Genomic DNA, 24050 nt, shown 5'->3' with positions numbered 1-24050 from the left:
AAGGTTTTACCACTTTACAGCGTGTCGTCAGTTAAGCAGGATGATGATTGAGGCGAACTGCACGGCTGCGAGGAAGGTCGATTTCAGTTTATCGTAGCGGGTTGCGATAGCGCGAAACTGCTTGAGTTTATTGAAGAACCTCTCAACAAGGTTCCGTTCGCGGTAGAGAGAAAAATCGGTTTTCCGTCGTGTCGTTCTGCTGCGTTTTGGCGGGATGACCGGGGTAATCCCGCGCTGTATCAGCCGATCGATCAACCTGTCCGCGTCATACGCCTTGTCAGCAAGGAAAGCCTCCGGGTCGATGTTTTCCAGAAGCGGTTCCGCCTGGGTGATATCGGCATCCTGTCCCGGTGTGATGCCGAGTTCCACCGGATTGCCCAGAGCGTCGCAGATGGCATGGATCTTTGTAGTCAACCCGCCTCGTGATCGTCCGATGGCCTGATCCGTACCCCTTTTTTGAGAGCTCCTGCACTATGCTGATGCGCCCGGACAATTGTGCTGTCGATCATCATGTATTCGTTGTCGTGATCAGCGGCCAGATAACGAAATATCCGTTCGATGACGCCGCTTTCACACCAGCGGCGCAGACGCCGGTGCACGTTTTTCCAGTCCCCGAAACGGGCAGGAAGGTCGCGCCATGGAATGCCCGCGCGATAGCGATACAGCACCGCCTCCACGAACAGACGGTTGTCCGCCGCAGTGCCGCCGACATAGCCTTCTCGACCGGGAAGAAGATCCTTTATCCGCTCCCACTGGTCATCGCGTAAACTATAGCGCCGCATCTCTCTGTCTCCTCCAAAAAACGGGAAAACAGTCAGCACACGCAGACACAAACTACAACCCTCACGTGCCACACTCAGGGCTTAACTGACGACACGCCGTAGTATTTTTGCAAAATAACCAGGCGGATTTTTAAAAACCGCCTGGAAATTCCTGAAATTAAACTTTCAGAACGTCACCCAGCAGGGAGGTTACGCCATTGGTCGTGGCGTCCAGACCCGTCAGCAGGCCATCGGCAACCGTGGTTACGCCGCTTGTTACAGCAGGAACCAGAGCATTAACCGTGCTGTTCACGCCGCCAAGGATGGTGGCCAGACCCATATCCAGACCAGCCAGTGTGTCTGTCAGTGTGGTGCCCAGAGCATCGCCCAGCGTGCCGCCAGCAACCATAGCGATTTCGGAATCGTTCAGAGTTTTCATAGGTTTTCACCTTTGACTAAGAAAGTTGTGCCATTGCGGCAGGCCTATATTCTGGCAAAATATATTTTCTGACAACAGTATAGTAAAGTAACAAACAAAAGAATACACAACTAAACGTTTAAATAAAATAATTTATATTACATGGCGTGTATTTATTTTGTTCATTAATGCTTATCAAAAATAAATAATCAAATCAGGTATGTAATTTTTGCATTCATGGGCGCACTTCAAAAGCTCTTACGTTTTTGCATGTTTTCATAAAATTATATGGTGATTCTCAAATGTCAGATCCAAAAACTATAGAAATTACCTCACCCAATCAGGATGTATCTCTTTCTGGTCCTGATTCTTCCAATTTTTCAGATTCGTATTATTATGAAATCAGCAATCCAGATGATCATCCTTTCACATTAGATCTTTCTATTTCCACATCAGATCTATATGCAACATATGATTCAGCAAAGAAAGAAACAATTATTAGCACAGATCTTGAAGGAGACATGGGTTATGCAAACCAGAACCTCTACGTTGTGATTCCGGATACAGCAAAGGTTTCTAATCCGTTAAATCTCAATACCACTTTCCTTGGTAAGGACTTGGTTACAACTATTTCAACAGATGGAACGTACAGCGATACATTTTCATGTTTTTTAAAAGATTCTTTAATAAAAACAAAAAATGGATATATGCCGGTGCAGGATATTGCTCCTGGTGAAATGGTTTCCGTTTTTATTGATGATAAAGAAGAACAAAAAGAAGTTGTATGGGCAGGAACAGCGCATGTTGTTGTCAATGCCAATTTTCCGGAAGATCAGGCCGGATTTCCTGTGCGTATTTTAAAAAATGCTATTTCAAAAAACGTACCTTTTAAGGATATGTTGATAACGCCCGAACACTGTCTATTTGTAGAAGGAAAGTTTGTTCCCGCACGTATGTTGGTAAATGGTCGTTCCATTTATTATGATACCACCATAACATCTTATGATTACTACCATATTGAAGCGGAAAAACATTCAGTTATTATGGCAGATGGTATGCTGACTGAAAGTTATCTGGATACAGGAAACCGTCGTAACTTCCGGCAGGTTGGCAAAGTTATCAAAATTGGTGGAAAACAGAAAAACTGGCAGAAAGATGCCGCTGCACCGTTGGGTGTTCAGCGTGATTTTGTTGAACCAATTTTTCAAAAAATTAAAGAAAGAGCAAAAGATCTGGGAATCGAGAAGCGCACAGCACCAAAAACTCTTATTGAAGACCCAGACCTCAAGTTGATTACAAACAGTGGGGCAACTATTTATCCATTCAAGAAATCCGAGAACATTTACAGCTTCATGCTTCCCGCAGGGGTGGAAAGTGTGCGCGTGGTATCTCGCTCCAGCCGCCCATGTGACATTATCGGACCATTTGTGGATGACCGTCGCCAAATGGGTGTTGCTGTTGGCAAAATCCATTTTGGCTCTATCCGGGTGTCACAGCAGGTTCAGGAACATCTGGCGCCCTCCAAGCCAGAAGGGTGGCATGATATGGGCTGGCAAGATTGCGCATGGACAGATGGCAATGCCTTTTTGCCACTGCATAACATCGTAACAAGCAAAATGGGTATTCTCAGCCTAGAAATCCGGGCAGCCGGCCCCTATGTTGCGCAGGCCGACCAACAGGAATATGTCGCGCTGTCAGCATAGTTTTTGCTTCCGGGGGCTACGGAATAGAAAAAGCCCCAACATCTGTAAAAAGACGTTGAGGCTCATAATAAAATCTCGTTAGAAAATAGGCAGCTCTTTAAGCTTCCAGACCACCATCTACCGGAATGGCCGCACCCGTAATGTATTCAGCCTGTGGGCTGGCAAGGAAAGCAACAGTAGAGGCAATGTCTGCCACTGTGCCGTAAGCACCGGTTGCTACAAAGCTGCTGATCAGTTTTGCAACTTCACCTTCTGCCGGGTTCATGTCCGTATCAATCGGGCCTGGTTCCACCACATTGGCTGTAATGCCTTTTGGCCCCAGATCACGCGCAACGCCTTTGGCAAAGCCGCGTAGTGCCGCTTTGGTGGTGGCGTAAAGGGAAATGCCGGGGAAGGGCGCACGCGCACCAAAAGCAGAACCGATAAAGATAAGGCGGCCGCCTTTTTGCATGTGCTTTGTGGCTTCTGCTGTTTCAATCATAACAGCGCGCACATTCAGGTTGAGAACTTTTTCAATCTCTTCAACGCTGGTTTCGTTAATCGGGCCATAAGGAAACATGCCCGCATTGCACACCAGTGCATCAATCCGGCCAAAATCTGCAATGGTTTTGGCAATAACAGCCTTGTTGCCTTCTACCGTAGCGCCATTGGCTTTGATTGTAACGGCCTTGCGGCCCAGTGCGCGCACTTTCTGGGCAACCTTTTCGGCTGCATCTGCGCTGTTGGCGTAAGAAAGGGCAATGTCGTAGCCATCTTTTGCCAGTGCCTCAACAATAGCGGCACCAATGCCTCGGCTTCCGCCGGTTACAAGCGCAACACGGTTGCTCATAGTGTTTAACCTTTCTTCTATTTTGCGTGGGCAGGGCGGCGTTTAGGCGGCGTTCAGGTCCAGCATCAGCCGGATGTTCTGCAACGCAGCACCAGATGCCCCTTTGCCCAGATTATCCAAACGGGCCGTAAGCAGTGCCTGCCGGTTCTGGGTATTGGCATGCACGCGCAGTTCCATTCTGTCGCTTCCCGCAAGGGCTTCGGCAGAAAGTTTTGGCTCTGCGGCCAGCACACGCACATGGTCTTGCCCTGCGTAGCGTTTTTCCAGAATGTTGTGCAGGTCTTCCCCGCTCACGTTTCCGTTCAGATCATCCAGATGCAGTGGGATGGACACAATCATGCCGCGCGCAAAGTGCCCAACAGAAGGTACAAAAACCGGCCTGCGCTTAAGGCCCGCGTGTTGATGGATTTCGGGCACATGCTTGTGCTCAAGCTTCAGGCCATACAGTTCAAATGCAGGGCCACCATCCCGCTCATGCGCTTCTATCATGCTGCGGCCACCGCCTGAGTATCCGCTAATGGCGTTAATACACACCGGGTAGCGCGCATCCATCACACCGGCATCTACCAGCGGGCGCAACAGGGCAATGGCGCCTGTGGGGTAACAGCCGGGGTTGGCTACGCGGGGGGCAATGGCAATGGCTTCAGCCTGTCCCGCTTCCAGTTCGGGAAAGCCATAAACCCAGCCGGGTGCCGTGCGGAAAGCCGTGCTGGCATCCAGAATGCGAGGGGCGGCATCGCCTAGATCTGCGGCCATTTCAACAGCTTCGCGGGAGGCATCATCAGGTAGGCACAGCACAACCAGATCGGCCGCCTGCATGGCTTCCTTACGGGCAGCGGGGTCCTTGCGGTGTGCATGATCTACGGAATGGAGCGTAACAGGCAAAGGGGCAAGGCGTTCGCGAATTTCAAGCCCTGTTGTGCCAGCTTCACCATCAATAAAGACTACGGGTTTCTGTGTCATGCCTTACCTCATTCTGGTTCTGGCGGCAGATTAGGCTTTCTGGGTGCTGCCGCATAGACGGCGCGGCTGTTTATGGCAAAATGCCACCATATCTTTTTGCACCGGGTAGCGGTGTATGTATGCAAACCAAAGGCAGAAACAAGCATGACCACTTCTCCCGCATCCAGCCAACCAACAAAAAGCGTACAACAGGGCAACAGCCAGCAGGCAGCGTACGAACTGCAACGTCTGCTGGCCCTTATGGCCCGTTTACGAGACCCCAAGGAAGGCTGCCCGTGGGACAGAGAGCAAACGCACGAAACCATAGCGCCCTACGCTATTGAAGAAGCGTATGAAGTGCTGGATGCCATTCAGAAAAAGGATTGGAATGCGTTTCCCGATGAATTGGGAGACCTGCTGCTACAGGTTGTATATCAAGCCCAGCTTGCGCAGGAAGAAGGGCGGTTTGATTTTGCAACCGTAGCCCGCATGATTACGGAAAAGATGATCCGCCGCCACCCCCATGTAGTGTTTGGTGCCGATGTGCTGGAAGACCATGCCGTAGCGGATACGCGGCAACCAAAGCAGGATATTGCCAGCCAATGGGAGACGTTGAAGGAGCAGGAACGGCAACGTAGTGCCAGGCAAACTGGTAAAGGGGCAGCAATACCGGGTGCCTTGGCGGGAGTGCCACCAGCATTGCCTGCATTATTGCGTGCTTCCAAACTGGCGGCGCGGGCTGCACGTGTGGGGTTTGACTGGCCAGATATTTCTGGCGTGGTGGCCAAGGTTCATGAAGAGATTGAAGAGTTTTCTGTTGAACTGGAGGCCGGTAACCGTGAGCGCATGCAGGATGAGCTGGGTGATGTTCTGTTTTCTATTGCCAGTTTGGCACGGCGGCTGAAGCTGGACCCAGAAGCCTGCTTGCGCCAGGCGTGTGACAAATTCACCCGCAGGTTTGAAGGGGTAGAAGCTGTTTTGGCAGAACAGGGACTTTCCATGTCTGACCAAAGCGTGGAAATGCTTGATGGTATTTGGAAGGATGTCAAAAAATCAGAAAGCAAAAAGTAACGCCAGCCGCAAAGTCTGGGCCTATTTATAAAATAGGGCAGGCTGTTATGGCCTGCCCATGTATGAAGGATAATTAGTCTGCTAGGCTTTGGCCTTTTTTTGTAAGATCGCTGCACAGTTTTACGCGTTTGGAAAGCTCAAGAGTGGCAATATCAAAGGGTTTGGATGTGCTGTTTTGCAGCAACCCTTGCCCCCCTAAAGAATATCCCTGATCGTTCCGCACATCGGGGCGCTTGGAAAGATTGCGAGCTACACTGCGTGGTGTTGTGCCAGAGGCATAATTTTTATGCACGCAATAGGAAAGCAGCCCAGCCACATTGCCGGTGCTTGTGTTTTCTATTGATGGCAGGCCGCCCTCTCCCAAAACGCCGGGGGTAGCTGTGGTAGAGGTGCCAGAAACATTCCCCACAACTTGTGCGCCATTAGTAGGGGCAGAAGCCGGATGGGCCGGATCTGTTACCGGAAGGGCATCTGCAGGAGCGGTCGGGAATGTGGTGCCTGCTGGAAGGTGGGAAGGCATGTCCTGTGCGTGTGCCATACCTGCGGCACTTAGCCCCAGAATACAGCTTGCCGCCATTATTGTTTTTTTGGTGGAGAACATTTAGATGGCCCTTTCAAAATTTTCCATACAACAGGTCTTATTCAAAAAGTGCCGCTATTTTTTGTAATAAAAACGCAATAGCGGGTTCTGCCTACTAGAATGCGCCAGAGCGGGAAAAGTTCTGTTCTACTGTAATCGGTCAGATCTTGCCGGGATGTTGTTGTAAAACAGTTTTTGAAAAGCTTGTTTTATAAAAAGGAAAGGCCCGGCAGAACCGGGCCTTTTTGAAACATATAAATATTTTGTGAAGCGATGCTTTAGGCCTTGGGGGCTTCTGGCTGTGTACCCTGCGCCAGATATTCCATCAGGCGGCGAGAAAAGGCATTTACATCCTTGGGTGTATCGCCATTCTGGATGCTGGCAACATCCAGCAGAATATGGGCCAAGGCATCCACTTTTTCACCAGCTTTTACCTTTTGTGCCAGCGTATGCACGATAGGATGTGCCGGGTTAAGTTCCAGAATAGGTGCAGCTTCTGGCATGTTCTGTCCGCTACGCTGCAGCAGTTTGCGCAGTTGCAGATCCGGCCCACCTTCTGGAGCACTCAACACCATTGCGCTGGAAACCAGACGGTCTGTTGCGCATACGTCTGAAACATCTTCGCCCAATGCTTCTTTCAGGGCAGGAATCAGGGCTTCCATGTCTGCCTTTTCGGCAGATGTTTCTTCTGGTGCGCCAAATTTTTCCAGATCAGTCATGCCTTGAGCCACGTTGCGCAGGGCTTTGCCCTCATACGTGCCCAGACGCTCTGGCCAGAAGGAATCAACCGGGTCAGACAACAGCAGCACTTCCACACCGCGTGCCTTGAAGCCTTCAATCTGCGGAGATGCCGCCAGCACTTCTGCGCTATCACCGGTTACGTAGTAAATGGCATCCTGTTCCGGCTTCATGCGGCTGATATAGTCATCCAGAGATGTCAGACCATCTACCGCGCTGGAGCGGAAACGGCTGAGTGCGGCAACCTCCGTGCGGTGCGCGGGGTCATCCCACATGCCTTCTTTCAGCACCGGGCCAAAGTTTTCCCAAAATGCAGCGTAGCTTTCGGCATCCTTGGCGCGGGTTTTTAACTCACCCATCACCTTGCTGGTAACAGCCTTGCGAATACGGGCCAGCACGGGGGTAGCCTGCAACATTTCTCGCGAGACGTTAAGCGGCAGATCTTCCGTATCTACAACGCCCTGCACAAAGCGCAGCCACGGCGGCAGGATTTCGGCTTCATCAGTAATAAACATGCGGCGCACATGCAGGCGCAGCTTGCTTTCACGTGTTTGTTCCGCAAATTCAAAAGGCCGCATGGAAGGGATAAACAGCAGGGCTGCAAATTCAATGGTGCCTTCTGCGCGCCAGTGCAGCGTATCCCACGGTTTATCGAAGTTGTGGGTTAGATGGCGGTAGAATTCTTCAAGCTGTTCTTCTGTAATTTCACTTTTGGGTTTTAGCCAAAGTGCTTTACCTTCATTGGCTGTTTCTTCCTTACCGTCATGCAGGATCGTGACAGGCCATGCAATGTTGTCCGACCATTTGCGAATAATGGTTTGCAGGCGGGTAGGGTCCAGAAACTCCTCAGCATCAGATTTGATGTGCAGGGTAATATCCGTGCCCGGTTTATCACGCGTGGCAGGTTCTAGTGTGTAAGATCCACGCCCATCGGAAGTCCAGCGCCATGCTTCATCTGATCCAGCGCGGCGGGACACAACATCCACTTTATCTGCCACCATGAAGGCCGCGTAAAAGCCTACACCAAACTGGCCAATCAGGCTGGGGCGATCTTCCGGTTTGGCATTTTCAAGCTGCTGGCCAAAGGCACGGGTGCCAGAGCGTGCAATGGTGCCAAGGTTGTTAATAAGTTCTTCCTTGGTCATGCCCGAACCATCATCGGTAATGGTCAGCAGGCGTGCGTCTTTATCCGGGTTAATATGAATTTTGGCATCTTCTGGCAGGGCGCGGGCACCATCTGTCAGGGCTTCAAAGCGTCTGCGGTCTGTGGCGTCTGCCGCGTTGGCCACGAGTTCGCGCAGGAAAATTTCTCTTTCAGAATAGAGAGAGTGGACAACCAGATCCAGCATCCGCCCAACTTCTGCACTAAACTCCCGCGTTTCGGCATTGGGTGTGGTGTTCTGGGTTGTTTCTGTCATGTTCACGTCCTGTAATGCATTGTTTGCTTTTATGTGATTATCAGATGTGGTGGTTGCGCCGCGTTTTCAATATCCACCCCTTTAGATAATACGCATGCTTCTTTTCTATAAACCGTGGGAAGCGGGAAAGAGTTTCAAAAGCTTTTCTGTAAGCGTTGCCAGCGCGCTAGATAGCGGTGCAAAGCCTGCGTGGCAGATATGGGTTTCTTCATCCATATATAAGCTTCTGCGCATTTCAATTTGCAGGGCATGTAGGTTGTGCTGCGGTCTGCCGTAATGGCGGGTGATATACCCGCCAGCATAAGGCTGGTTGCGCGTGGTGCGGAAGCCTAGGCTCTGCAAGGTCTGTTCGGCTGTGCTGATAATATCTGGGTGGCATGTGGTGCCGTGCGCATCGCCCAGCACAAAGTCTGGGCTTGCCGCTTCTGGCACATCGGGCATGGAGTGTAAGTCCAGCAGCAGGCAGAAGCCGTGCGTCTTACGTGTTTTATCCAGCATATCGGCCAGCATGGCATGGTAAGGCATCCAGTAATGGCGAATGCGTAGGGCGGCTTCCATAAAAGGTAGGCGATGCCAGTAAATGGGCTTTCTGTTGCCTACAATACGTGGAATGGAGCCCAGTCCAGCGAGGCCACGCTCTGTGGGACGTACAAAAGCAGGAATGGGGCCTTGGAACATGCGTGTATCCAGATCCCACGCACCACGGTTTACATCGCAAAACACGCGGGGGAAGGTGGCATGTAGCAATGCTGGCCCTAAGGCATGTGCCTGCTCTGCCAAAAGGTGAATATGGCTATCCTCCCCACTGCGTAAAACGGAAAGAGGCTGGCGGGAGTTTTGCACAAAGGCTTCTGGGTAAAATTGCCCGGAATGCGGAGATGCCAGCACAATAGGTGCACCCACAGCCCCCAGCACCTCAAACGGAGCCGGCGCAATGGCCCGGCTTGCCTGATCTGGCAAGTCTGCCTCTGATGTGTTTTCCAGCAAACGTGCCAGATGGCGAGGCAGCAGGGAATGGGCAAGATTTTTCATGTTGCTGGTATTCTAAGGGGTTGCGTTTGCCACGCAAGAAGGATAAAAGGCGGCCCACGGTTACGGATGGGCGCATAGCTCAGCGGTAGAGCACTACCTTGACATGGTAGGGGTCACAGGTTCAATCCCTGTTGCGCCCACCATCCCTAACCAGCAGTTTTCTGCGGATTTTGAGCATTACTCTCCCAAATTTCAAACCATTATAAACTCCCATAAATTCCTATATTTTCTCACCTATTTCTACACGTTTCCGTGGAAAATCTGTGGAGCTTTTTAGGGACAATTTCCTATGGCTGGTCCGATTCTCCACCACTCTTCGATCTGCTCTTTATAGGCTTCCGGCATCAACTTGGCGTAGATCAGTACGGTCTTGATGTCGCTCCAATCGCCTTCGGTTTGAAGCTTGATGATATCTCTATGAACGCAGTAGTGCCACGAAGCCCAAGTGTGACGTAGAGCGTGCGGAGTATAATCGGGCACGAACCATTCTTTCGGATTCTTTTCCCCTTTAGGTATCCATTCCCTGATGCGCCCTGGCAGTCCCGCACGGCGGCAAGCTCCAGACCACCCGCTTTTAATTTGGCCACCGTATTGCCGACCGGAATCATGGTAACGCTCCCCGACATCAGGGCCTTTGCGGGTAATCTTTACTGGCCGGAATACATGACCATCGCGCCATCCAATGGTTTTGAGCCATTTTATAACCACTGGCGGCAAATCCACATGGCGTTGGCGCCCCTGCTTTTGCCAGACGACAGCCCGTTTCCCCCAAAGATCAACATCCTTCCATTCCAAATCCAGTGCTTCGGACATACGGCATCCGGTTCCCAGAAGGAAAACGAATAGGGGCCGAAGATGTGGCGCTGCATTTTCCACTAAGCGCGTTGCTTCTTCTGGCCTCAAGAACTTCTTGGGTTTCACCTTTATAGAAATGGGCGCAAAGGCTGGCCTATCGCACCAGCCTTGTGTTGCCCCAAACTCCAAAACCGCCTGTAATGGCGTGCGCACCGCCCGCTTTTTAGTAGATGGACTGGCGTTCTCGCCATCTTTCAGAACTGCTTTGTACGCATCCTTTAGGGATTGCTGATTAATGTCTGTAAGCTTGCAGGTTCCGAAATGCTTCAGGAGGCGCAGAAGGTAACGGTTGGTGGCGGGCGATCTGGGTTTATCATCGATATAAGCCGTTACAGCCTCTGCAAATGTTATGACTGCGCGTTTTCCATAAATCGTTTCATTCCAGAGTTCGGCCTCGCGCTTGCGCCTGATTTCCTCTGCGAGTTTTCTGTCAGACGTGCCAGTGCTTTCGAATATGCTTTTGCCGGAGACAGTGCCGCGGATATACAGGTTTTTCGATTTTGGTGTTTTGACGAGCTTGAGGGGCATTCTATGCTCTCAATGAGCCTTTCATAATCCTGCGCAGAAAAAAGATACTTGGCGCCCCACTTTCTATGCGTGGGGCCACCATTGTATTCGGGCGTTTCATTTAGGTGCTTGACCAGCTTTGATCGACCTATTCTACCCTTGAGGCGAGATAAGACGTCTTTGATGGTCATAAGATCAGGCAGCGTCTCACCCATTCCCGCCTCCTTCTAGTGCTGTGATGCGGGCTTTAATCTGCGGAAGCGTCTTTAAGGAGATCAGTTTTCGGCCACAGAAATCATCACCGCTAACGGTTTCACCTTCATAGCTATCGGCCCGCACGATCTCAGTTAGAATAACGCTCTTAAAGTCCCATTCCTTTTGGTTATATATTCCCAGCAGCACGCTGAGCGTGACGCTTGGACCATCTGTGGGTTCAACGCCTCCCGGCAGAATAGAGCGCGGGACATCAGGATGAGCTACCCAATCCTCCAAGAACGCCACGGCCTTCCGAAGATCTTCAATCTCACTCCCCTTATGCCCAGCGCGATAAACATACTGGAACGCCTGCGCCATGTTGCCGGACATGTAACGGGTTACATCCCATACTTGCAGGCCGCTTTTTGTTTTGTAGTGGTCGGGGGTTATGTCGTTCATGTGGCCGCCTTTTTGGTTGGTGGTGCTGGTAGGGGTTGCCAGTGGGTAACATCGCCATCGTCTGTGATGTCAAAGTATCCGCCTTCATCGTCCATATTGAACGTGTCAGCCGTTACGATGCGATCATAGGTTGCAACCAATACGTCCTGATTATCATCTGGCGTCTTGTCGCTGATTTTTATCCAAGCCGCCGCGTCTGCTGCATCCAGAATGCATTTTGCGCATGAGAGCCACATAGCGTCATTGGCCAGCTCACTCTCCGAAAATAGCCGTCTCAGTCCACGTGCAGCCGCCTCAATGCGTGCGTCAGTCATTTCCCGCCCTCCATAGCTGCATCAATGGCGGCGCGAAGATCATCCCAAGGGCCTATTGCAAGAGAATGGAATAACACCCGCGAGCTTTCCCCATCGGTTGCTGTTGCTCTCGACTGCCTCTCCAACCAATCCAACCGCCGCGTATCAGCCGCACATTCTGCCCGTGCGCGTTCGTAGCCACGTTGCTCTGCTTCGAGTATGTGTTTGGTGGCTGCATCTCTATCATCCTCAAATGTAAACACGCCCTCCTCACCAAACTTATTTTCTAAATCCGCAATTTGTTCCTCTCTCGTCCTCACGACTTCTCTCCTGCGCGGGTGTTCCATGCTGTGATAGCTTCTGATTGTATTTTACGAGCAGGCCCTTCGGTGATGCATTCGTTACGGGTAACAAAGAATACTTCACCGCCTATATAACTGAGTTGCAGGTGGCTATTTGTTGCTCCACAGAACGGGCACGGCTTCAATTCCTCGCTCATGCTTCTATCTCTTTTTTATTGTACGGAATAACCGTCAAACCAAAACCAACTTCTTGCGCTTGCTTAAGAGCACGGAAGCCACGCCCACCTAAAGCCATTAATACGATACCATTTTGTGGAGACTTGCCGCGCTCTCCATCTGGTTTGATGAACTGCGTCTTTCCTCTTGAGAAAAACAGTGCATCCATTTTAGGCGCGTAATCATGGAGCCAGCCGCATGAAGTCAATGCATTAACAAGAGCAATTCCATTCCCATGAGAAACAAAACGTTCCAACCAAGGCACCACGCCATTTCTCCCGCCAAAGGGGGGGGATTTAGCCAGACAAGCCCATGCCACGGCTGCAAAAGACCATTCTCTTGTTTGGTGTAAAAGCGTTCTGTTGGTACGCTAAGATATGCACGTCCCGTTTCCGGCTGGCATGGGTCAAGATCAAATGTGCAACCCAATGCCTTAAATACCTCTGGGGGCGTATAATGTTCGTCTGTACGGCCAGCAGACAGCGGAAATGATACGCTCATGCTTCCGGGCCTTTCAGGGCTGCACGCGCCCTCTGCTGAAAATCTGCATAAACCATCATTGCCGCCACATCTTCACCGCCATCCATCAGTTTTTCATACTCGGAAAATAGGGTTAGGGCTTCCCGCAACCGCGCAATCACCGCATCCGCATCGGCCTTCATAACCACGGCACTAGACACGCAGCCGTTCGGCTCTGCGCGTAACTGCGTTGTGTTGATGCCACTGGTTGGGTCGCGTAGGGCGTCTGCCACCAGTGGGTTGATGTAGCCAACTATGGGGAGGAGGTGGGTCATGCCGGCACTCCATCAACAGGGGCGTTAGTATAGGCCCGCTCACGAAAAGCCTCAGTCCGTTCTGAGATGATGCTGCGCACGGCATCGACTGTTTTCGATGGGATCGGTTTTCCCATCTCGCGCGCCTGGTCTATCTTTTCGTCCCATGCTTTCCACAGACCGTCACAGCATTCCACGTTCTCGCATGCGTTGGCCCGGTTTGTGTATAGCGTGACATATCGCTCGTGACGCTCTTCTTCTGTCAGTTCGCGTTGTGCTGGGGGTGCTGGAATAGATCGGGCTTCTTGCATAACATCGACAACTGGGCCAAGGACCTTCCCTTCCATTTCATCATCTGTATTCGTCCCGCCTGTCTGCTCTGGGAACGCCATGCGCAAGGCCTGCGCTTCAGCACATTTTGCCAACTGGCCGAAAGCCCGCTTTTTCCACATTGCGTTAGGTGCGTCTGTATCCTTTTTGGCAGTTGCATAGTTCTCCAGCCAGTATTCCTTGGCTGTAAACTCGCATTCCAGGCCATGAACAAGACGGCGCACTGTCATGCGGCACCATTCTGGGAACCTTACACGCACCCCTCCAAGTTCTGTGGTGATGAGCGGGCCAAATTCAGGCTCACTCTTTCCGATGTATTCGCCGGTTCTGGATGCTTCTATGCGGTAAAGAGCGATACCCGGCATGACAACATCGCGCATTGCCTTTGCTTTGTTGTCCCACATCGGCACGATATGGACCGGCTTTTTCATGACATCTAAAGATGCGGCGCGGCAGTATCCAATGACCATTCTAACGCTGTCATCTGCGGCGCCCGGATATAGGCTGTCCTTCAAAATATGGATCAGTTCGCGCTCTTTTTCCTGATGCAATTCGATAGCATTACTCATTTCAACCATCCTTCCGGGCGCCAACAACCAGAACGGGAGCGCCGCCATTGCTCATTGTGGCGCCGGGCAAATCCTGCTTCCAGGCCAGTTTCTTCATTTCTGTGGTTTGGAACTTATCCGGCTGCGGCTTCCAAAGTTCGGGATGGGCGGTTTGAAGCGCCTTTTCATCCGTGACCATTGGCTCCGGCAACCGTTCGCGCAGGCTGGCCTTCCAGTTGTCAGACTGAAAACCTGTTACGCCGTCCTGCTGCATCGTCTTTGCGAGTTCTGACCGCAGAAGCTCTGCTGCCATCTTTGCCTTGCGCACCAGATCCTCGGCCGCCCCAATAGCCTCAAGGGCGCATGCATCTGTATTGGCCCCATCTGCTCTGGAAGCGATGATCTGATTGTTCCATGCCTGCATAGCCTCACGCATGTAATCAGCGTGCGCTCTATTGAGGACTGCGAGAACGGCATCCATCACGCAGCCTCCAGCGCACGAAATGGATGCACGCGTCGCACGGCTTCCATGGCGTCCCGGTTCTGCAACTCCAGCCGCACGTATTCGCGTGTCAGATTGGAAAGTGCCTTCATTGCCATGTCGCGTTTATCATCTGGGACGTGCTGCAGGATGAGAGAATGCACGACCGCTTCGTGTTCATTCCACGCGCTCATGCCTCGCACTCCGCAACTTTGCGCATGTCATCATTATGCGACAGGGCAGCAGACTTAATGCTTTCCTTCTGCTTTTCGCGCAGTTCACGTACTGCGCAGACCATATTATTGATAGCTTCTTCTGAGTATTCGATCATCGTGTCTGCAAAACCACGGTCTGAAAATTCATCCCACTGCATGCGCGTGATGATCTGGTAGTGATGGTCTATTGCCGCTTCATATCCGCGGATTTCACGCGCTACATGCGCTGGCACATCGTCTGTATTAAACATGCCATCACGCACGGCGTTTGCGTACGCCTTGTTTGTGTAAGCCATTTTCTACTCCTTTGTGGAGAAACATTCGGCCAATGCGGCCATGCAACCCGCTGCGGACAGCGGGAAACATTGCGGCATCAGTAGGGGTAGGGAGCGCCGAACAGATTGCAGCCGATCATGACGACCAGCTCGATCAGGTATTCAGCTATTTTGCGGCCCGGTTCCGTGAGAACAATGATTGCAAACAGGCCGTAGAAAAACACAGCCAGACACACCAACTTCCCCAGCGCCGTAAACTGCAACCAGTCGTATACATCCCGCGCACCGCTACCGATGCGTTCGGGGATGCCGCCTTTGTGGATTGTGCCGGACATTATGCAGCGCCTTTCTTTTTGCGTTTTTCTTCGCGTGATTTCTTTCGTTCTTGGATTGCGCGGAAATGCCTATCCAATTCATCAGATCCAGATTTAGTTATTTTGTATTTGTTGAAGTATTCACCGGGCATGATGAATCCGCGTGCAATATTGCGTTCAATGATGCCGCGACGATCAAAGCCATCGAATTTTATATCGACAGATTTACCATCACCAAACGCCCCGATAATGCTTATTTCGCGCTTACTGGCCTTTTCCAGAACGCGCCAATCTGCCTTTTGCATTTTCATTTTGCGCGCCCTTTTACCGGGGCCCAAAACCAATACTTCTCTACGAAATCCTTTACGGTTTTAGCTTCTAGAGGGCCGCTCATGGCTAATTGGCCGTTCTCATAGCGAAAGCGGATACGACCTTTGCTAGAAGTCACATAAACCCCAGATGGCTCTTTGTTGCCTTTCTGGATGCGTCCATCATTGGTTATGCGAGCGCCATAAGGCTTCAGCGCACCATCAATCAGATCGCGTGCGTTTTTATCTTTCGCGGCATTGTGCGTGTAAATGTCGGGAGCCTTCTGCTCGACCGTCTGTGTCTGTTCCATTTTCTTTACCCTCAGTGCTGGCCAGTTATTTTGACGAGGCGCGTAATGCCTTTTGGTGTGAAAAACACCTGAGGGCTAAAGCGCTCATCGCCGTCACGGTCGCGGTATGGGTGAAACTTTACGTAGCAATATCCAGCCTTCACCTTGTCGGAGTAGGCGTTCCATTTTCCGTTCTGCTTAAAGATGAAGCCGTTTGCATGTGCTGCGCGTGTGAACTGGCTCAAGGGCATCTGCGCGGCCTTGGCTGACAGGTTCAGCGTGTAGAGGCCATCACTGCCTGCGATCTTTTCAGCTACTTCTGCCTTGGGGGCGAGGATAGCATTCTCTGCCTTCAGTTCTTCGACCTGCCGGACAGTGATCTGTAGCGCCTGCGCGACAATTTCCTGTTCGCTTAGTGCGGGTGCAGCGATCTGGCCCGTTACCAGTGCGTCAAAAGCGCGAATGACCTGCAAGTGGAAAGCTGGGCTGATCCACATGGCGTAAGCGTAGACCAGTTCTTTGCAAGCGTAGGTTCCAGAGGCATTGCCGCCCTTGATTGATGTCAAAGCAGGAATTCCTGCTTCGGCCTGAATTTCAGCGATCAATGCTTTTGTCTGGGAGTTATACACCCAGATTGAAGGACGGTTCTTATTTTCACCGCCAGAAGCCTTATGGCAGTCATTCAGGCAGAACCGGCCTTCCGCATCTTGCCGTATCTTCGTTCCGAGAATTGAGAGAGAAGCGTTCATCGCCCATCACCTTTCGTTCGTGATGGGGTTAGTATCCACAACGGATACCATGCCGTCAATAAGAAAATATCCTTTTTGGATACTTTCTCATATTTTTAAATTGGCGACATTAAAAAGAGGCGCGGGGGATGCTTTGGTAAGCTCCCACAACAACGGCTAAAATCTGAACGTCTGGGGCCCCATTAGAGTGCCCATCCATACCATTTCCATAGTCTCCACTTCTGTCTGCATGAAGTATCACAGGCTTGAAGTCAGGGCTGAAGCTTTGCGGCCATAATATCATATCGCCGTTTTCTGACACCTGGACTGCTTTCACGGTAGCCTCAAATTCACTACCGCACCGGGACCGTCGCAGAGCGACGGCATAGTCGCCAGTTCTCGGGCTCCTGCCAAGATCAGCATAATTTATTACAATCACAACTGTGCCATCAGGGAACACCTTATTCATACTGTCGCCACGCACTAAGAGGCCGTATCTGGGTATATTTCCATATGAGGAATCAACGGGAACAGTGATTTTATACCGATCAAAAGGCGGCCATTCCATAGCCTCTCGCCAAACACCAGCTTCGACATCTCCCCGCACTTCTATTGGAGAAGCATTTACAGGATAGATGGCTTCCATAGATTTTGGGGGTTCAACATATAGGCGGCGCCACTGATCGTCTTTATACCCAAGCCACGACCATATCTTCATGGCATCTTCCGCCTTGAGGCCGCGTTCGCAGTTTACAATCTTACTAATCCCGGCCTTTTGCTTATTAATGACATCCGTTAATTCCACCTGCTTCTTGCCGTGGAAGTCGAGATAGGCGCGCAAATATTTAGCGATATTGCCACTTGGGATGGAATCTTGAGTCATGCGCTGATTATAAGTTTCCTCTCTCTGGGTGTCGGTATCCGTTGTGGATATTTTTGCATTGACATTGAGTGTCCATAGTGGATACTTAACCTATGCAGCTTTCAGAATATCTTTCTCAGAATAATGAGACTGCCCGTGCTTTTGGCAGCAAAATTGGCGTCAAAGGGCCGGCCACAATCTACCGGTATATGCAGGGCATTCGGTTTCCGTCTGCTCGCATTCTCAAGAAAATTGAAGAGGCTACTAATGGGGAAGTGACAGCCAACGACTTCTTATCGGCTTCGTCTGTTGGCACCCCAGCACAGGAGGCTACGCGATGGGTTACGTTGCTGAATCAATCCATAATATGACGAAAGAGGATCAGCGTGCATGGGCCCTTATGCAAACTGGCCCCGGCCTTATGGTAGATCGCATTGCCGAGGCCGAAGAACTCCTTAATTGGCTTCTTTCTGCACCAGCTTCCTCCAAAGATGGTGGGAAAGCGTAATGAGCGACAACGAAAAACTTTCACGAGCCTGTGCCATCGCTTTTGAGGCGAGCGGGTTTCTGATCACGCCAGAACAGGGCCGCCATCTTCTTCTTGTGCCTTGTAATAAGCGAGAACAATTGACCTCAAGACTTGCTGAGGAATTGAGTTCACGCCGTGAGGCATTTGTTCAAGCAATGCCCCCTCTGGAATCGTTACTGTCAGAGTTCCTGCGACCGGAAGCGTGCCGTAGTGTGAAGTCAGACCTATCGTCACTTCTGCTTTCCCGGCTGAAAGGCATTCGCCTTCTCGACGTAAAGACAGAAGTTTTAATGTCATGGCTGGCTGAGATTGAGACATCGAATTCATCCTCTCCAAAAGATGGTGAAAGCATGGGGGAGGTTACGACTCCCTCACGCACTGAAACGGTAGCCCCAGACACCCAGCCGGTCATGCAGTCTTGTACGCATGCCCGTACGGACGGGGAGGCGGCGCGATGAAGGCGTGGACTGCGGCAGAAGTGAAATCACTCGAACGCATGGTGAATGCGGGGAAAAGTTGGGCAGCGATCTGCGCCACTCTCAACCGCACTGTGCGTAGCTGCCAGTGGAAGGCGAGTACGGCATTTGTGATTTCTGATGAAGTCAAGAAAAAGCGTTTGGAAGACAGCTTGAAACGGCGCGGGGAAGCGCAGCGTAGCGCGGTTACTAAACTGAAGGAGAAAATGACCTCCATTGGTAATACTCATGTGCCTTCTGAAAATCCCAATTTTCGCACGCGCCCATGCAGCAGATGCCATAAGGTTTTTACAACGCGCCATAAATGCCGCTTCCTTTGTGATAGCTGCAATTCATATGCTTCCAGCATGGGTTGGTTCTAATGGCCGGCTCCGTAAACAAGGTCACGCTTGTTGGCAATCTGGGCAAAGATCCGGATGTGCGTACCACGCAGGGCGGCGCGAAGATCGTGTCTTTCTCGCTGGCCACCAGTGACACATGGAATGACCGCGCATCTGGCGAAAAACGCGAGCGCACCGAGTGGCACAGAGTCTCTATTTTCAATGAACGTCTTGCAGATGTAGCCGAGCGCTTCCTGCGTAAGGGCCGCAAGGTATATCTGGAAGGCTCTCTGCAAACCCGTAAATGGACAGATCAGGGTGGGCAGGAACGCTATACAACGGAAGTCGTGATTGCGGCTTATCGTGGCGAGTTGGTGTTGCTGGATAATAAAGACGCAGGCGATGCCCCGCGCCAACAGCAAGGTCGTAGCCAGAACAATCAGCGGTCCGGTGGATGGGATATCCCCCAAGGCAATCCCGATCTGGACGATGAAATCCCGTTCTGAGCCTATCCAATGCACGCCGCATCAACCCCCAGCTTGTCGGCTACGTCCTGTAGCAAAAGCACGCGCTGCCTGATGGTGGCGTGGGGGTTGAGCTGCGCCCAGATGATCGCGTTGCGCACAATGGCGTTCCAGAGGAACGGCGTGCCGTGCGGGATATCTGGCGCGGCATCGCAGGCGTTCAGCAAATCGGGGGAGTATGTGCCCCCGAACTCTACAGTTCCGAATTCAGTCTCCTTCTTCATCGTTTCTCCGATCTCCCGTTCTCACAAAACGGAGAATGGAGGAAAACGATGTGGAATGATCGGGCAATTCACGCCCTTAAACAGTCAAAAAATGACCGAAAGTTTCCGCAAATGATGGGCGCCGTACACACGCCTGTCCGTGACAGGCTCTTGAATATGATCAAACGCGAGTTTGAGCCTTTCCGATTTGCGGCAGAAATGCTGGCCCGTTCTGCGATGAAAACGCCGCGGGCCGCGCGTAACTGGCTATCAGGAACCAATGCACCCGATGCTGAGGCGCTTATTGAGCTGATGGCCTCCTGTGACTCTATCGCTGACGAAGTGAATGCACTCGTTCAGCAGCGCCGCAAAGAGCGCGAAGGAGAGAAATGCCGTGGATTAAACTCAGGCTCTGCCGTTTCGCATGGTTCCGAGCACACAGCGGACCGCCTCCATCCGTCCACGTAACATGGGTTCATGTGTCATGGTTTGATTGGGATACGTGGGCAGACAAAATGGACCGCGCGTTGAAGGCTGCGAGGGAAGAACTAAAGAAATGACCTCATTCCCAGTATCCGAAATCCGTAGCCGTTTAGCCGATGCGGTTGAACTGGCCGGCGGTCAAAGTGCGTGGTCACGTAAAACTGGCGTTTCCCGCTCGGTTGTTTCGGAAGTCCTGTCGCACAAACGCGACATACCAGAAAGCATTATCAACGCCCTTGGCTACATCGTTGTGCCGATGTGTGTGCCTGCAAAAAGAGGAATGAACCGATGAACACAACAGAAATGGCAGGCCACAACAGCAATGATCCGGAAGTGGGCGGCATTGCCGCTGATCGGCTGAGAAGCATAATTGAACGCGTTGAGCGCCTGGAAGAAGAACGCAAGGCTCTGGCAGGAGACATTAAGGACGTATTCACCGAAGCGAAATCCGCTGGCTTCGATGTGAAAGTGCTGCGTCAGATCATCCGTATTCGTAAGCAGGAGCCTGCCGAAGTGGAAGAACAGGAAACCTTGCTTGACGTTTATCGCCGTGCGCTTGGGATGTAAGCCATGTTGAAAACGCTCCTATCCCCAGACGCTAAACTCCAGCGTGAGAACACTCAACTGCGGGCAGAAAATGCCCGCTTTCTGGAGGCTGTCACGCGCCGGAATGCTGAAAACATCAGATTGCGCGAAGAAAACCGGCAGCTCCGTTTGCAGAACAATGCGCTACGCCTTGGCCGCCGCCGTGATGGCGCAGGACGGTTCGCATGAGGGTAATTCGCTTTGAGCTTCCTGAACCCTATCCATTGCTAAACCACAGCATAGGCCAAAGCCGTTTTGCGCTTACACGGATGCGCCAGAAGATGGCCCGCGCTGTTGCCTGCGCGACTGTTAACATGCGCGTTCCTGAGCCATTTCAGAAAGCGCATGTATCTATTGAGCGTCATTCCTGTGGCACGCCGGATCATGACGGCGTACAGGGTGGGGCCAAGTTCCTGATTGATAGCCTAACCACACCAAAGTTGCTCAATGTAAGGAAGCCGGGAGCGCGCCAGCGTGTGCGGAATAAACGCGGTCTGGGCTTCATTGTGGACGATGGGCCGGAATATGCCACGTTCGATATTCGCGCTGTCAAAAGCCGTTTATGCGACCAAAAAACAGTGGTGACGATTACGGAGATATTGCCGTGATTATCAGTAATTTTTCACCTGCGACCCCGTACCCAACGGGGCGCAACCCTGCTAACATGACGAAGGCCGCCCGGCTCCCCCGAACCAGCGGCCTTCTGACCACAATCTTGGAGTAACAAGACGATGGCTAATCACGCTGTAACACCAGTGTACAATGATTTAAAGCTGATTTCCACCCCTGAAAATATCATCAGGGTAGAAGGCATGCGCCGAATATTGGCCTGCCGGCATGCGCTTATGTCTGCGCTGAAAGATGCCATCAACTATGGCTATTCAGATGCCGAGATAGATGAACTGTATGAGACAGAGGCATCCGTTTTCAAGAATATGCGTGAATGGGAGGCGCTGTAATGGCTTCTCGCAATTGGTCTAAGTTTTGGTGGCAGGATTGGCAGCGTGATCCAGCACTCAATTTGTGCTCGTTAGAAGCGCGTGGCCTGTGGATGGATATGCTTTGCATCATGGCTGATGCGGAGAAAAAAGGCTTTTTAATCATCGGAAAAACGAAAGTTTCTTCAAAAGAACTCGCGCAACTTTCCAGAATTTCTGAAAAGAAATGCAAAAAACTTGTCGAAGAACTCGAAAATAATGGCGTTTTTTCTCGCGATGAAAACGGTTTTATATTCTCTCGCCGCATGGTTCGAGATGCTGGAATTTCGCGGAAATCTGCCGAAAATGGCAAGAAAGGTGGCAATCCTGCCTTAACCCAAAATGGCGATCGGGGTTTAACCCCCGGCTTAACCAAGGGGTTAAACCCCACGCGGATAAAAGCAGAAGCAGAAGCAGAAGCAGAAGAAAGAATAAATAAGAAAGAAAAAACCAACAGCTTAGGCGCTGGCAAACACACGCGCCCAGACTGGGTTGAGAAATTCATTCCGCTTGGGAATGAGATTTTGGAGATCGTCGGGAAAGACCCCTCTCGTGAGCGGGTGGATTTTGGCATTGTGCGCCAATGGCTGGCTGATGCCCATGACCGAGGGTATTCCGCTGAGCAGGCCCGTGAGGTGATCTTGGACGTAATCCGCACCCGTTGCGAACGGGGGAGCGGGAAAGGCAAGCTCCCAAGGTGGTTTAATACCCCCGTTCAGGAAGCCTTGGCCTCTGGAGCCATCGCTGCGTCCGAAGCAACTGCCGCCGCAGCAGAGCCGGAATGGACGCGCCAGATGGGCAAGGATTACACGCTCTACGCTCGCAATGCGATCGGTCGTCAGGAGCGCCCCATCTCGATGCGTGAGTTTCAAACCGCATGGATGGCGCAGCACAACATCCCGCAGGGAGATGCGGCATGAGCGGCACATTTGACCGGGCAGAACTCGGGGCTGAAATGCCGTTCGATCTGCAAGCCGAGCAGGCCATCCTTGGCGGCCTCATGACCAATTCCCGCGTTTACGACGATGTTTGCGATGTGCTGGAGCCGAGGTATTTCTACTCACCGCTCAATCGGCTGATTTACGAAACATCCGAGCGCCTAATCATCGCTGGGACAGAGCCAAACCCGATCATGCTCCGGCAGGTCTTGGTCGGTAGTCCGGAAGTGGAGGCTGCCGGTGGATGGGAGAAGATTGCTCCGATCATCACTGGAAGCCTTGTGGGCGTGATGGGAAACCGGCGTTACGCGGAAACGGTTCGGGATCTGTGGGTGCGTAGGCAGATGCTCGAACTGTCGGGTGATATGCGGGAGATGGTGACGCGCCCAGATGGTCGGACGGCGCAGGATGTTGTCGATCACGTTGAGGAAGCTATGCTGACCATCAGCCGTGATCGTTCGGACATTCGGACGGTTGGCGTGAGTGATTCCATGGCGTCCGTGCTAGAGGCGGCGCAAAGGGCTTCGCAGATCGATGGCGTAATCGGAACACCAACGGGATATGCTCGGTTCGATGCCATATCCGGCGGTCTGGAAAATGGCACGCTGACCATTCTGGCAGGTCGTCCAGCAATGGGGAAAACTGCAGCAGGGGTTGGCATTGCCATCCGGGCGGCCAAAGCAACGGGCAAGCAGGTTCTCTACTGGTCTGGCGAAGTGAGTGACCGGCAGATTTCCCAGCGTCTCCTTGCAGCAAAAACCAACATTCCCGTTCAGTGCATTCGCTCCGGCAAGAACCGCGGCGAAGAAATTGCGCAGGGTGAATATGCCCCCGGAACGCCGCTGCATCAGGAGCAATGGGATCGGATTGTATCAGCCCAGCTAGACGCTGCTAAGATCCCGCTGGTGATCAACGATACTCCGGCAATCACGGTCGCAAAGCTCTACAGCGTTGCGCGGCGTATGGCGCGCTCCAAGAAGGGGCTAGCCATGGTTGTGGTGGATTATCTGGCGCTGATGCGTGGCTCCCAAACAGCGCGAAAGCAAGGACGCTATGCAGAAGTTTCCGAAATCTCTGCTGATCTGCTGGCCATGGCAAAATCCCTAAACGTGCCAGTGATCGCGTTGCAGCAGTTGAACCGAGACGTGGAGAAACGGGACAACAAGCGGCCAACAGGGGCTGACCTGCGAGATAGCGGCAACTTGGAGCAGGACGCCTCCATGATCGTGCTGCTTTACCGAGAGGAATACTATCTCGCGAAAGAGGGGCTGCCGGAGCAAAAGCCGGGCGAGACGATGGATAAATTCATGCAGCGGCAGGACGACTACTACCGCAAGCTGGATGCGTCACGGGGTAAGGCCACATGGATTGTGGACAAGAACCGCCAAGGCAGTACCGGCGATATCCCGATGCTGTTCAATGGGCCGCAGACGTGGTTCCGCGACATGTCCGAGGGTGAAGAAAGCCCAGCATGGTAAAAACAGCCACGAGGTTTCACGGAGAGCGTGGTTAGAGCATGAGAACGATAAATGACAGCAGAAGCGGATATGGCGCACTCTGCGGGAAGATATG

38 protein-coding genes and 1 tRNA gene are annotated in these 24050 nt (G+C 52.0%); 14 read left to right on the top strand and 25 right to left on the bottom strand.

What is annotated here, in order from left to right; translation table 11 throughout:
* Nucleotides 1-27: 27 nt before the first annotated feature.
* A protein-coding gene (locus tag QQM41_RS04690; RefSeq protein WP_088365012.1) for an IS5 family transposase occupies nucleotides 28-782 on the bottom strand; the annotation gives its coding sequence in 2 pieces (ribosomal slippage) (nucleotides 28-452 and nucleotides 452-782; 756 coding nt in all).
* Nucleotides 783-939: 157 nt separating this feature from the next.
* On the bottom strand, nucleotides 940-1200 hold the full coding sequence (locus QQM41_RS04685; protein WP_339077868.1) for a hypothetical protein: 261 nt from the start codon (nucleotides 1198-1200) through the stop codon (nucleotides 940-942).
* Nucleotides 1201-1457: 257 nt separating this feature from the next.
* Between QQM41_RS04685 and QQM41_RS04680 the strand changes: the two genes are divergently transcribed.
* On the top strand, nucleotides 1458-2882 hold the full coding sequence (locus QQM41_RS04680; RefSeq protein ID WP_339078060.1) for a Hint domain-containing protein: 1425 nt from the start codon (nucleotides 1458-1460) through the stop codon (nucleotides 2880-2882).
* Nucleotides 2883-2979: 97 nt separating this feature from the next.
* Here QQM41_RS04680 and QQM41_RS04675 read toward each other — a convergent pair whose 3' ends face one another.
* Together QQM41_RS04675 and argC are read right to left on the bottom strand one after the other, a co-directional pair.
* Nucleotides 2980-3711, bottom strand: coding sequence for an SDR family NAD(P)-dependent oxidoreductase (locus QQM41_RS04675; RefSeq protein WP_301824035.1), 732 nt, complete (start codon nucleotides 3709-3711; stop codon nucleotides 2980-2982).
* A gap of 42 nt (nucleotides 3712-3753) precedes the next feature.
* The gene (gene argC, locus QQM41_RS04670) at nucleotides 3754-4674 is read right to left on the bottom strand and encodes an N-acetyl-gamma-glutamyl-phosphate reductase (RefSeq protein ID WP_339077867.1); all 921 of its coding nucleotides are present in this window, start codon (nucleotides 4672-4674) and stop codon (nucleotides 3754-3756) included.
* Nucleotides 4675-4746: 72 nt separating this feature from the next.
* Between argC and mazG the strand changes: the two genes are divergently transcribed.
* Nucleotides 4747-5724: a nucleoside triphosphate pyrophosphohydrolase gene (gene mazG / locus QQM41_RS04665; protein ID WP_339077866.1), complete on the top strand. Its 978-nt coding sequence runs from the start codon at nucleotides 4747-4749 to the stop codon at nucleotides 5722-5724.
* A gap of 73 nt (nucleotides 5725-5797) precedes the next feature.
* Here the strand turns inward: mazG and QQM41_RS04660 are convergent, their stop codons facing one another.
* The 3 genes from QQM41_RS04660 to QQM41_RS04650 all read right to left on the bottom strand — a co-directional run bounded on the left by QQM41_RS04660 (nucleotide 5798) and on the right by QQM41_RS04650 (nucleotide 9492).
* The gene (locus tag QQM41_RS04660) at nucleotides 5798-6325 is read right to left on the bottom strand and encodes a DUF2501 domain-containing protein (RefSeq protein WP_339077865.1); all 528 of its coding nucleotides are present in this window, start codon (nucleotides 6323-6325) and stop codon (nucleotides 5798-5800) included.
* A gap of 257 nt (nucleotides 6326-6582) precedes the next feature.
* Nucleotides 6583-8460, bottom strand: a complete 1878-nt coding sequence (gene htpG, locus QQM41_RS04655) for a molecular chaperone HtpG (protein ID WP_339077864.1) — start codon at nucleotides 8458-8460, stop codon at nucleotides 6583-6585.
* A gap of 105 nt (nucleotides 8461-8565) precedes the next feature.
* On the bottom strand, nucleotides 8566-9492 hold the full coding sequence (locus tag QQM41_RS04650) for an N-formylglutamate amidohydrolase (protein ID WP_339077863.1): 927 nt from the start codon (nucleotides 9490-9492) through the stop codon (nucleotides 8566-8568).
* A 68-nt stretch (nucleotides 9493-9560) separates the two neighbouring features.
* Between QQM41_RS04650 and QQM41_RS04645 the strand changes: the two genes are divergently transcribed.
* Nucleotides 9561-9635: transfer RNA gene (locus QQM41_RS04645), tRNA-Val, on the top strand.
* A 130-nt stretch (nucleotides 9636-9765) separates the two neighbouring features.
* Here the strand turns inward: QQM41_RS04645 and QQM41_RS04640 are convergent.
* Nucleotides 9766-10368 carry a tyrosine-type recombinase/integrase gene (locus QQM41_RS04640; protein WP_408874582.1) on the bottom strand — a complete coding sequence of 201 codons (603 nt, stop codon included), beginning with the start codon at nucleotides 10366-10368 and terminating at the stop codon, nucleotides 9766-9768.
* Nucleotides 10369-10608: 240 nt separating this feature from the next.
* Between QQM41_RS04640 and QQM41_RS04635 the strand changes: the two genes are divergently transcribed.
* A complete protein-coding gene (locus tag QQM41_RS04635; protein WP_339078149.1) occupies nucleotides 10609-10902 on the top strand; it encodes a hypothetical protein in 294 nt (97 codons plus the stop codon).
* A 159-nt stretch (nucleotides 10903-11061) separates the two neighbouring features.
* On the opposite strand, the gene QQM41_RS04630 is transcribed toward QQM41_RS04635, so the two are convergent.
* The 15 genes from QQM41_RS04630 to QQM41_RS04560 form a co-directional block, all read right to left on the bottom strand.
* Nucleotides 11062-11508, bottom strand: coding sequence for a DUF3310 domain-containing protein (locus QQM41_RS04630; RefSeq protein WP_339077862.1), 447 nt, complete (start codon nucleotides 11506-11508; stop codon nucleotides 11062-11064).
* The gene (locus tag QQM41_RS04625) at nucleotides 11505-11822 is read right to left on the bottom strand and encodes a DUF551 domain-containing protein (protein ID WP_339077861.1); all 318 of its coding nucleotides are present in this window, start codon (nucleotides 11820-11822) and stop codon (nucleotides 11505-11507) included. The genes QQM41_RS04630 and QQM41_RS04625 overlap by 4 nt, the downstream gene beginning before the upstream one ends.
* A complete protein-coding gene (locus QQM41_RS04620; RefSeq protein WP_339077860.1) occupies nucleotides 11819-12121 on the bottom strand; it encodes a hypothetical protein in 303 nt (100 codons plus the stop codon). The genes QQM41_RS04625 and QQM41_RS04620 overlap by 4 nt, the downstream gene beginning before the upstream one ends.
* Complete coding sequence (locus QQM41_RS04615; RefSeq protein WP_339077859.1) at nucleotides 12118-12300, bottom strand: Lar family restriction alleviation protein; 183 nt, start codon at nucleotides 12298-12300, stop codon at nucleotides 12118-12120. Before QQM41_RS04615 ends, QQM41_RS04620 begins: the two co-directional genes overlap by 4 nt.
* The gene (locus tag QQM41_RS04610) at nucleotides 12297-12587 is read right to left on the bottom strand and encodes a hypothetical protein (protein ID WP_339077858.1); all 291 of its coding nucleotides are present in this window, start codon (nucleotides 12585-12587) and stop codon (nucleotides 12297-12299) included. The genes QQM41_RS04615 and QQM41_RS04610 overlap by 4 nt, the downstream gene beginning before the upstream one ends.
* A 229-nt stretch (nucleotides 12588-12816) precedes the next feature.
* A complete protein-coding gene (locus QQM41_RS04605) occupies nucleotides 12817-13113 on the bottom strand; it encodes a hypothetical protein (RefSeq protein WP_339077857.1) in 297 nt (98 codons plus the stop codon).
* Entirely contained in the window at nucleotides 13110-13991 is an 882-nt protein-coding gene (gene bet, locus QQM41_RS04600) for a phage recombination protein Bet (RefSeq protein ID WP_339077856.1), read from the bottom strand. The genes QQM41_RS04605 and bet overlap by 4 nt, the downstream gene beginning before the upstream one ends.
* A gap of 1 nt (nucleotide 13992) precedes the next feature.
* Entirely contained in the window at nucleotides 13993-14451 is a 459-nt protein-coding gene (locus tag QQM41_RS04595) for a hypothetical protein (protein WP_339077855.1), read from the bottom strand.
* Nucleotides 14451-14645 (bottom strand): hypothetical protein, encoded by a 195-nt coding sequence (locus tag QQM41_RS04590; RefSeq protein ID WP_339077854.1) that lies wholly within the window; start codon nucleotides 14643-14645, stop codon nucleotides 14451-14453. Before QQM41_RS04590 ends, QQM41_RS04595 begins: the two co-directional genes overlap by 1 nt.
* Nucleotides 14642-14962, bottom strand: a complete 321-nt coding sequence (locus tag QQM41_RS04585) for a hypothetical protein (protein WP_339077853.1) — start codon at nucleotides 14960-14962, stop codon at nucleotides 14642-14644. Before QQM41_RS04585 ends, QQM41_RS04590 begins: the two co-directional genes overlap by 4 nt.
* Nucleotides 14963-15039: 77 nt before the next feature.
* On the bottom strand, nucleotides 15040-15276 hold the full coding sequence (locus QQM41_RS04580) for a hypothetical protein (RefSeq protein WP_339077852.1): 237 nt from the start codon (nucleotides 15274-15276) through the stop codon (nucleotides 15040-15042).
* Complete coding sequence (locus QQM41_RS04575; protein WP_339077851.1) at nucleotides 15276-15566, bottom strand: hypothetical protein; 291 nt, start codon at nucleotides 15564-15566, stop codon at nucleotides 15276-15278. Before QQM41_RS04575 ends, QQM41_RS04580 begins: the two co-directional genes overlap by 1 nt.
* The gene (locus QQM41_RS04570; RefSeq protein ID WP_339077850.1) at nucleotides 15563-15874 is read right to left on the bottom strand and encodes a hypothetical protein; all 312 of its coding nucleotides are present in this window, start codon (nucleotides 15872-15874) and stop codon (nucleotides 15563-15565) included. Before QQM41_RS04570 ends, QQM41_RS04575 begins: the two co-directional genes overlap by 4 nt.
* A gap of 11 nt (nucleotides 15875-15885) precedes the next feature.
* Nucleotides 15886-16602, bottom strand: coding sequence for a KilA-N domain-containing protein (locus QQM41_RS04565; RefSeq protein WP_339077849.1), 717 nt, complete (start codon nucleotides 16600-16602; stop codon nucleotides 15886-15888).
* A gap of 109 nt (nucleotides 16603-16711) precedes the next feature.
* The gene (locus QQM41_RS04560) at nucleotides 16712-17464 is read right to left on the bottom strand and encodes a S24 family peptidase (protein WP_019089161.1); all 753 of its coding nucleotides are present in this window, start codon (nucleotides 17462-17464) and stop codon (nucleotides 16712-16714) included.
* 316 nt (nucleotides 17465-17780) lie between these two features.
* Here QQM41_RS04560 and QQM41_RS04555 point away from each other — a divergent pair, with 316 nt between their 5' ends.
* Nucleotides 17781-17951, top strand: coding sequence for a hypothetical protein (locus QQM41_RS04555; protein WP_339077848.1), 171 nt, complete (start codon nucleotides 17781-17783; stop codon nucleotides 17949-17951).
* A gap of 63 nt (nucleotides 17952-18014) precedes the next feature.
* Here QQM41_RS04555 and QQM41_RS04550 read toward each other — a convergent pair whose 3' ends face one another.
* Nucleotides 18015-18290, bottom strand: coding sequence for a hypothetical protein (locus QQM41_RS04550; RefSeq protein WP_339077847.1), 276 nt, complete (start codon nucleotides 18288-18290; stop codon nucleotides 18015-18017).
* Nucleotides 18291-18809: 519 nt separating this feature from the next.
* Between QQM41_RS04550 and ssb the strand changes: the two genes are divergently transcribed.
* Nucleotides 18810-19274 carry a single-stranded DNA-binding protein gene (gene ssb, locus QQM41_RS04545; RefSeq protein WP_339077846.1) on the top strand — a complete coding sequence of 155 codons (465 nt, stop codon included), beginning with the start codon at nucleotides 18810-18812 and terminating at the stop codon, nucleotides 19272-19274.
* Between the two features lie 2 nt (nucleotides 19275-19276).
* On the opposite strand, the gene QQM41_RS04540 is transcribed toward ssb, so the two are convergent.
* A complete protein-coding gene (locus tag QQM41_RS04540) occupies nucleotides 19277-19516 on the bottom strand; it encodes a hypothetical protein (RefSeq protein WP_128105844.1) in 240 nt (79 codons plus the stop codon).
* Between the two features lie 156 nt (nucleotides 19517-19672).
* Here QQM41_RS04540 and QQM41_RS04535 point away from each other — a divergent pair, with 156 nt between their 5' ends.
* From QQM41_RS04535 to QQM41_RS04500, 8 genes are all read left to right on the top strand, one after another.
* A complete protein-coding gene (locus tag QQM41_RS04535; protein ID WP_157668576.1) occupies nucleotides 19673-19963 on the top strand; it encodes a hypothetical protein in 291 nt (96 codons plus the stop codon).
* Nucleotides 19964-20051: 88 nt separating this feature from the next.
* Entirely contained in the window at nucleotides 20052-20270 is a 219-nt protein-coding gene (locus QQM41_RS04530) for a hypothetical protein (RefSeq protein ID WP_339077845.1), read from the top strand.
* Nucleotides 20267-20545, top strand: a complete 279-nt coding sequence (locus QQM41_RS04525; protein ID WP_339077844.1) for a DUF2312 domain-containing protein — start codon at nucleotides 20267-20269, stop codon at nucleotides 20543-20545. The genes QQM41_RS04530 and QQM41_RS04525 overlap by 4 nt, the downstream gene beginning before the upstream one ends.
* A 3-nt stretch (nucleotides 20546-20548) precedes the next feature.
* On the top strand, nucleotides 20549-20752 hold the full coding sequence (locus QQM41_RS04520; protein WP_088364744.1) for a hypothetical protein: 204 nt from the start codon (nucleotides 20549-20551) through the stop codon (nucleotides 20750-20752).
* A complete protein-coding gene (locus QQM41_RS04515) occupies nucleotides 20749-21171 on the top strand; it encodes a hypothetical protein (RefSeq protein ID WP_070323762.1) in 423 nt (140 codons plus the stop codon). The genes QQM41_RS04520 and QQM41_RS04515 overlap by 4 nt, the downstream gene beginning before the upstream one ends.
* Nucleotides 21172-21294: 123 nt before the next feature.
* On the top strand, nucleotides 21295-21522 hold the full coding sequence (locus QQM41_RS04510) for a hypothetical protein (protein WP_339077843.1): 228 nt from the start codon (nucleotides 21295-21297) through the stop codon (nucleotides 21520-21522).
* 110 nt (nucleotides 21523-21632) lie between these two features.
* A complete protein-coding gene (locus QQM41_RS04505) occupies nucleotides 21633-22460 on the top strand; it encodes a hypothetical protein (RefSeq protein WP_339077842.1) in 828 nt (275 codons plus the stop codon).
* Nucleotides 22457-23956 (top strand): replicative DNA helicase, encoded by a 1500-nt coding sequence (locus QQM41_RS04500; RefSeq protein ID WP_339077841.1) that lies wholly within the window; start codon nucleotides 22457-22459, stop codon nucleotides 23954-23956. Before QQM41_RS04505 ends, QQM41_RS04500 begins: the two co-directional genes overlap by 4 nt.
* Nucleotides 23957-24050: the final 94 nt, after the last annotated feature.

Origin of the sequence: Acetobacter sp. AC2005 (assembly GCF_037901235.1) — a bacterium.
Classification (GTDB): Bacteria; Pseudomonadota; Alphaproteobacteria; order Acetobacterales; family Acetobacteraceae; genus Acetobacter; species Acetobacter oryzoeni.
The sequence above is the reverse complement of the archived record's forward strand: the minus strand, read 5'-3'. Positions and strand labels throughout refer to the sequence as shown.

Bases quoted from the DNA above. Each gene is read 5' to 3' on its own strand.
- QQM41_RS04660 (WP_339077865.1), bottom strand. From the start codon at position 6,325: ATGTTCTCCACCAAAAAAACAATAATGGCGGCAAGCTGTATTCTGGGG.
- QQM41_RS04685 (WP_339077868.1), bottom strand. From the start codon at position 1,200: ATGAAAACTCTGAACGATTCCGAAATCGCTATGGTTGCTGGCGGCACG.
- ssb (WP_339077846.1), top strand. From the start codon at position 18,810: ATGGCCGGCTCCGTAAACAAGGTCACGCTTGTTGGCAATCTGGGCAAA.
- QQM41_RS04605 (WP_339077857.1), bottom strand. From the start codon at position 13,113: ATGACCCACCTCCTCCCCATAGTTGGCTACATCAACCCACTGGTGGCA.
- QQM41_RS04510 (WP_339077843.1), top strand. From the start codon at position 21,295: ATGGCTAATCACGCTGTAACACCAGTGTACAATGATTTAAAGCTGATT.
- QQM41_RS04625 (WP_339077861.1), bottom strand. From the start codon at position 11,822: ATGACTGACGCACGCATTGAGGCGGCTGCACGTGGACTGAGACGGCTA.
- QQM41_RS04570 (WP_339077850.1), bottom strand. From the start codon at position 15,874: ATGGAACAGACACAGACGGTCGAGCAGAAGGCTCCCGACATTTACACG.
- QQM41_RS04515 (WP_070323762.1), top strand. From the start codon at position 20,749: ATGAGGGTAATTCGCTTTGAGCTTCCTGAACCCTATCCATTGCTAAAC.
- QQM41_RS04505 (WP_339077842.1), top strand. From the start codon at position 21,633: ATGGCTGATGCGGAGAAAAAAGGCTTTTTAATCATCGGAAAAACGAAA.
- QQM41_RS04555 (WP_339077848.1), top strand. From the start codon at position 17,781: ATGGGTTACGTTGCTGAATCAATCCATAATATGACGAAAGAGGATCAG.
- QQM41_RS04565 (WP_339077849.1), bottom strand. From the start codon at position 16,602: ATGAACGCTTCTCTCTCAATTCTCGGAACGAAGATACGGCAAGATGCG.
- QQM41_RS04530 (WP_339077845.1), top strand. From the start codon at position 20,052: ATGACCTCATTCCCAGTATCCGAAATCCGTAGCCGTTTAGCCGATGCG.
- QQM41_RS04590 (WP_339077854.1), bottom strand. From the start codon at position 14,645: ATGAGCGCGTGGAATGAACACGAAGCGGTCGTGCATTCTCTCATCCTG.
- QQM41_RS04595 (WP_339077855.1), bottom strand. From the start codon at position 14,451: ATGGATGCCGTTCTCGCAGTCCTCAATAGAGCGCACGCTGATTACATG.
- QQM41_RS04575 (WP_339077851.1), bottom strand. From the start codon at position 15,566: ATGAAAATGCAAAAGGCAGATTGGCGCGTTCTGGAAAAGGCCAGTAAG.
- QQM41_RS04560 (WP_019089161.1), bottom strand. From the start codon at position 17,464: ATGACTCAAGATTCCATCCCAAGTGGCAATATCGCTAAATATTTGCGC.
- QQM41_RS04650 (WP_339077863.1), bottom strand. From the start codon at position 9,492: ATGAAAAATCTTGCCCATTCCCTGCTGCCTCGCCATCTGGCACGTTTG.
- htpG (WP_339077864.1), bottom strand. From the start codon at position 8,460: ATGACAGAAACAACCCAGAACACCACACCCAATGCCGAAACGCGGGAG.
- QQM41_RS04540 (WP_128105844.1), bottom strand. From the start codon at position 19,516: ATGAAGAAGGAGACTGAATTCGGAACTGTAGAGTTCGGGGGCACATAC.
- QQM41_RS04520 (WP_088364744.1), top strand. From the start codon at position 20,549: ATGTTGAAAACGCTCCTATCCCCAGACGCTAAACTCCAGCGTGAGAAC.
- QQM41_RS04630 (WP_339077862.1), bottom strand. From the start codon at position 11,508: ATGAACGACATAACCCCCGACCACTACAAAACAAAAAGCGGCCTGCAA.
- argC (WP_339077867.1), bottom strand. From the start codon at position 4,674: ATGACACAGAAACCCGTAGTCTTTATTGATGGTGAAGCTGGCACAACA.
- QQM41_RS04585 (WP_339077853.1), bottom strand. From the start codon at position 14,962: ATGGCTTACACAAACAAGGCGTACGCAAACGCCGTGCGTGATGGCATG.
- QQM41_RS04550 (WP_339077847.1), bottom strand. From the start codon at position 18,290: ATGTCTCAATCTCAGCCAGCCATGACATTAAAACTTCTGTCTTTACGT.
- bet (WP_339077856.1), bottom strand. From the start codon at position 13,991: ATGAGTAATGCTATCGAATTGCATCAGGAAAAAGAGCGCGAACTGATC.
- QQM41_RS04500 (WP_339077841.1), top strand. From the start codon at position 22,457: ATGAGCGGCACATTTGACCGGGCAGAACTCGGGGCTGAAATGCCGTTC.
- QQM41_RS04525 (WP_339077844.1), top strand. From the start codon at position 20,267: ATGAACACAACAGAAATGGCAGGCCACAACAGCAATGATCCGGAAGTG.
- mazG (WP_339077866.1), top strand. From the start codon at position 4,747: ATGGCAAAATGCCACCATATCTTTTTGCACCGGGTAGCGGTGTATGTA.
- QQM41_RS04535 (WP_157668576.1), top strand. From the start codon at position 19,673: ATGATCAAACGCGAGTTTGAGCCTTTCCGATTTGCGGCAGAAATGCTG.
- QQM41_RS04615 (WP_339077859.1), bottom strand. From the start codon at position 12,300: ATGAGCGAGGAATTGAAGCCGTGCCCGTTCTGTGGAGCAACAAATAGC.
- QQM41_RS04675 (WP_301824035.1), bottom strand. From the start codon at position 3,711: ATGAGCAACCGTGTTGCGCTTGTAACCGGCGGAAGCCGAGGCATTGGT.
- QQM41_RS04635 (WP_339078149.1), top strand. From the start codon at position 10,609: ATGCTTCAGGAGGCGCAGAAGGTAACGGTTGGTGGCGGGCGATCTGGG.
- QQM41_RS04580 (WP_339077852.1), bottom strand. From the start codon at position 15,276: ATGTCCGGCACAATCCACAAAGGCGGCATCCCCGAACGCATCGGTAGC.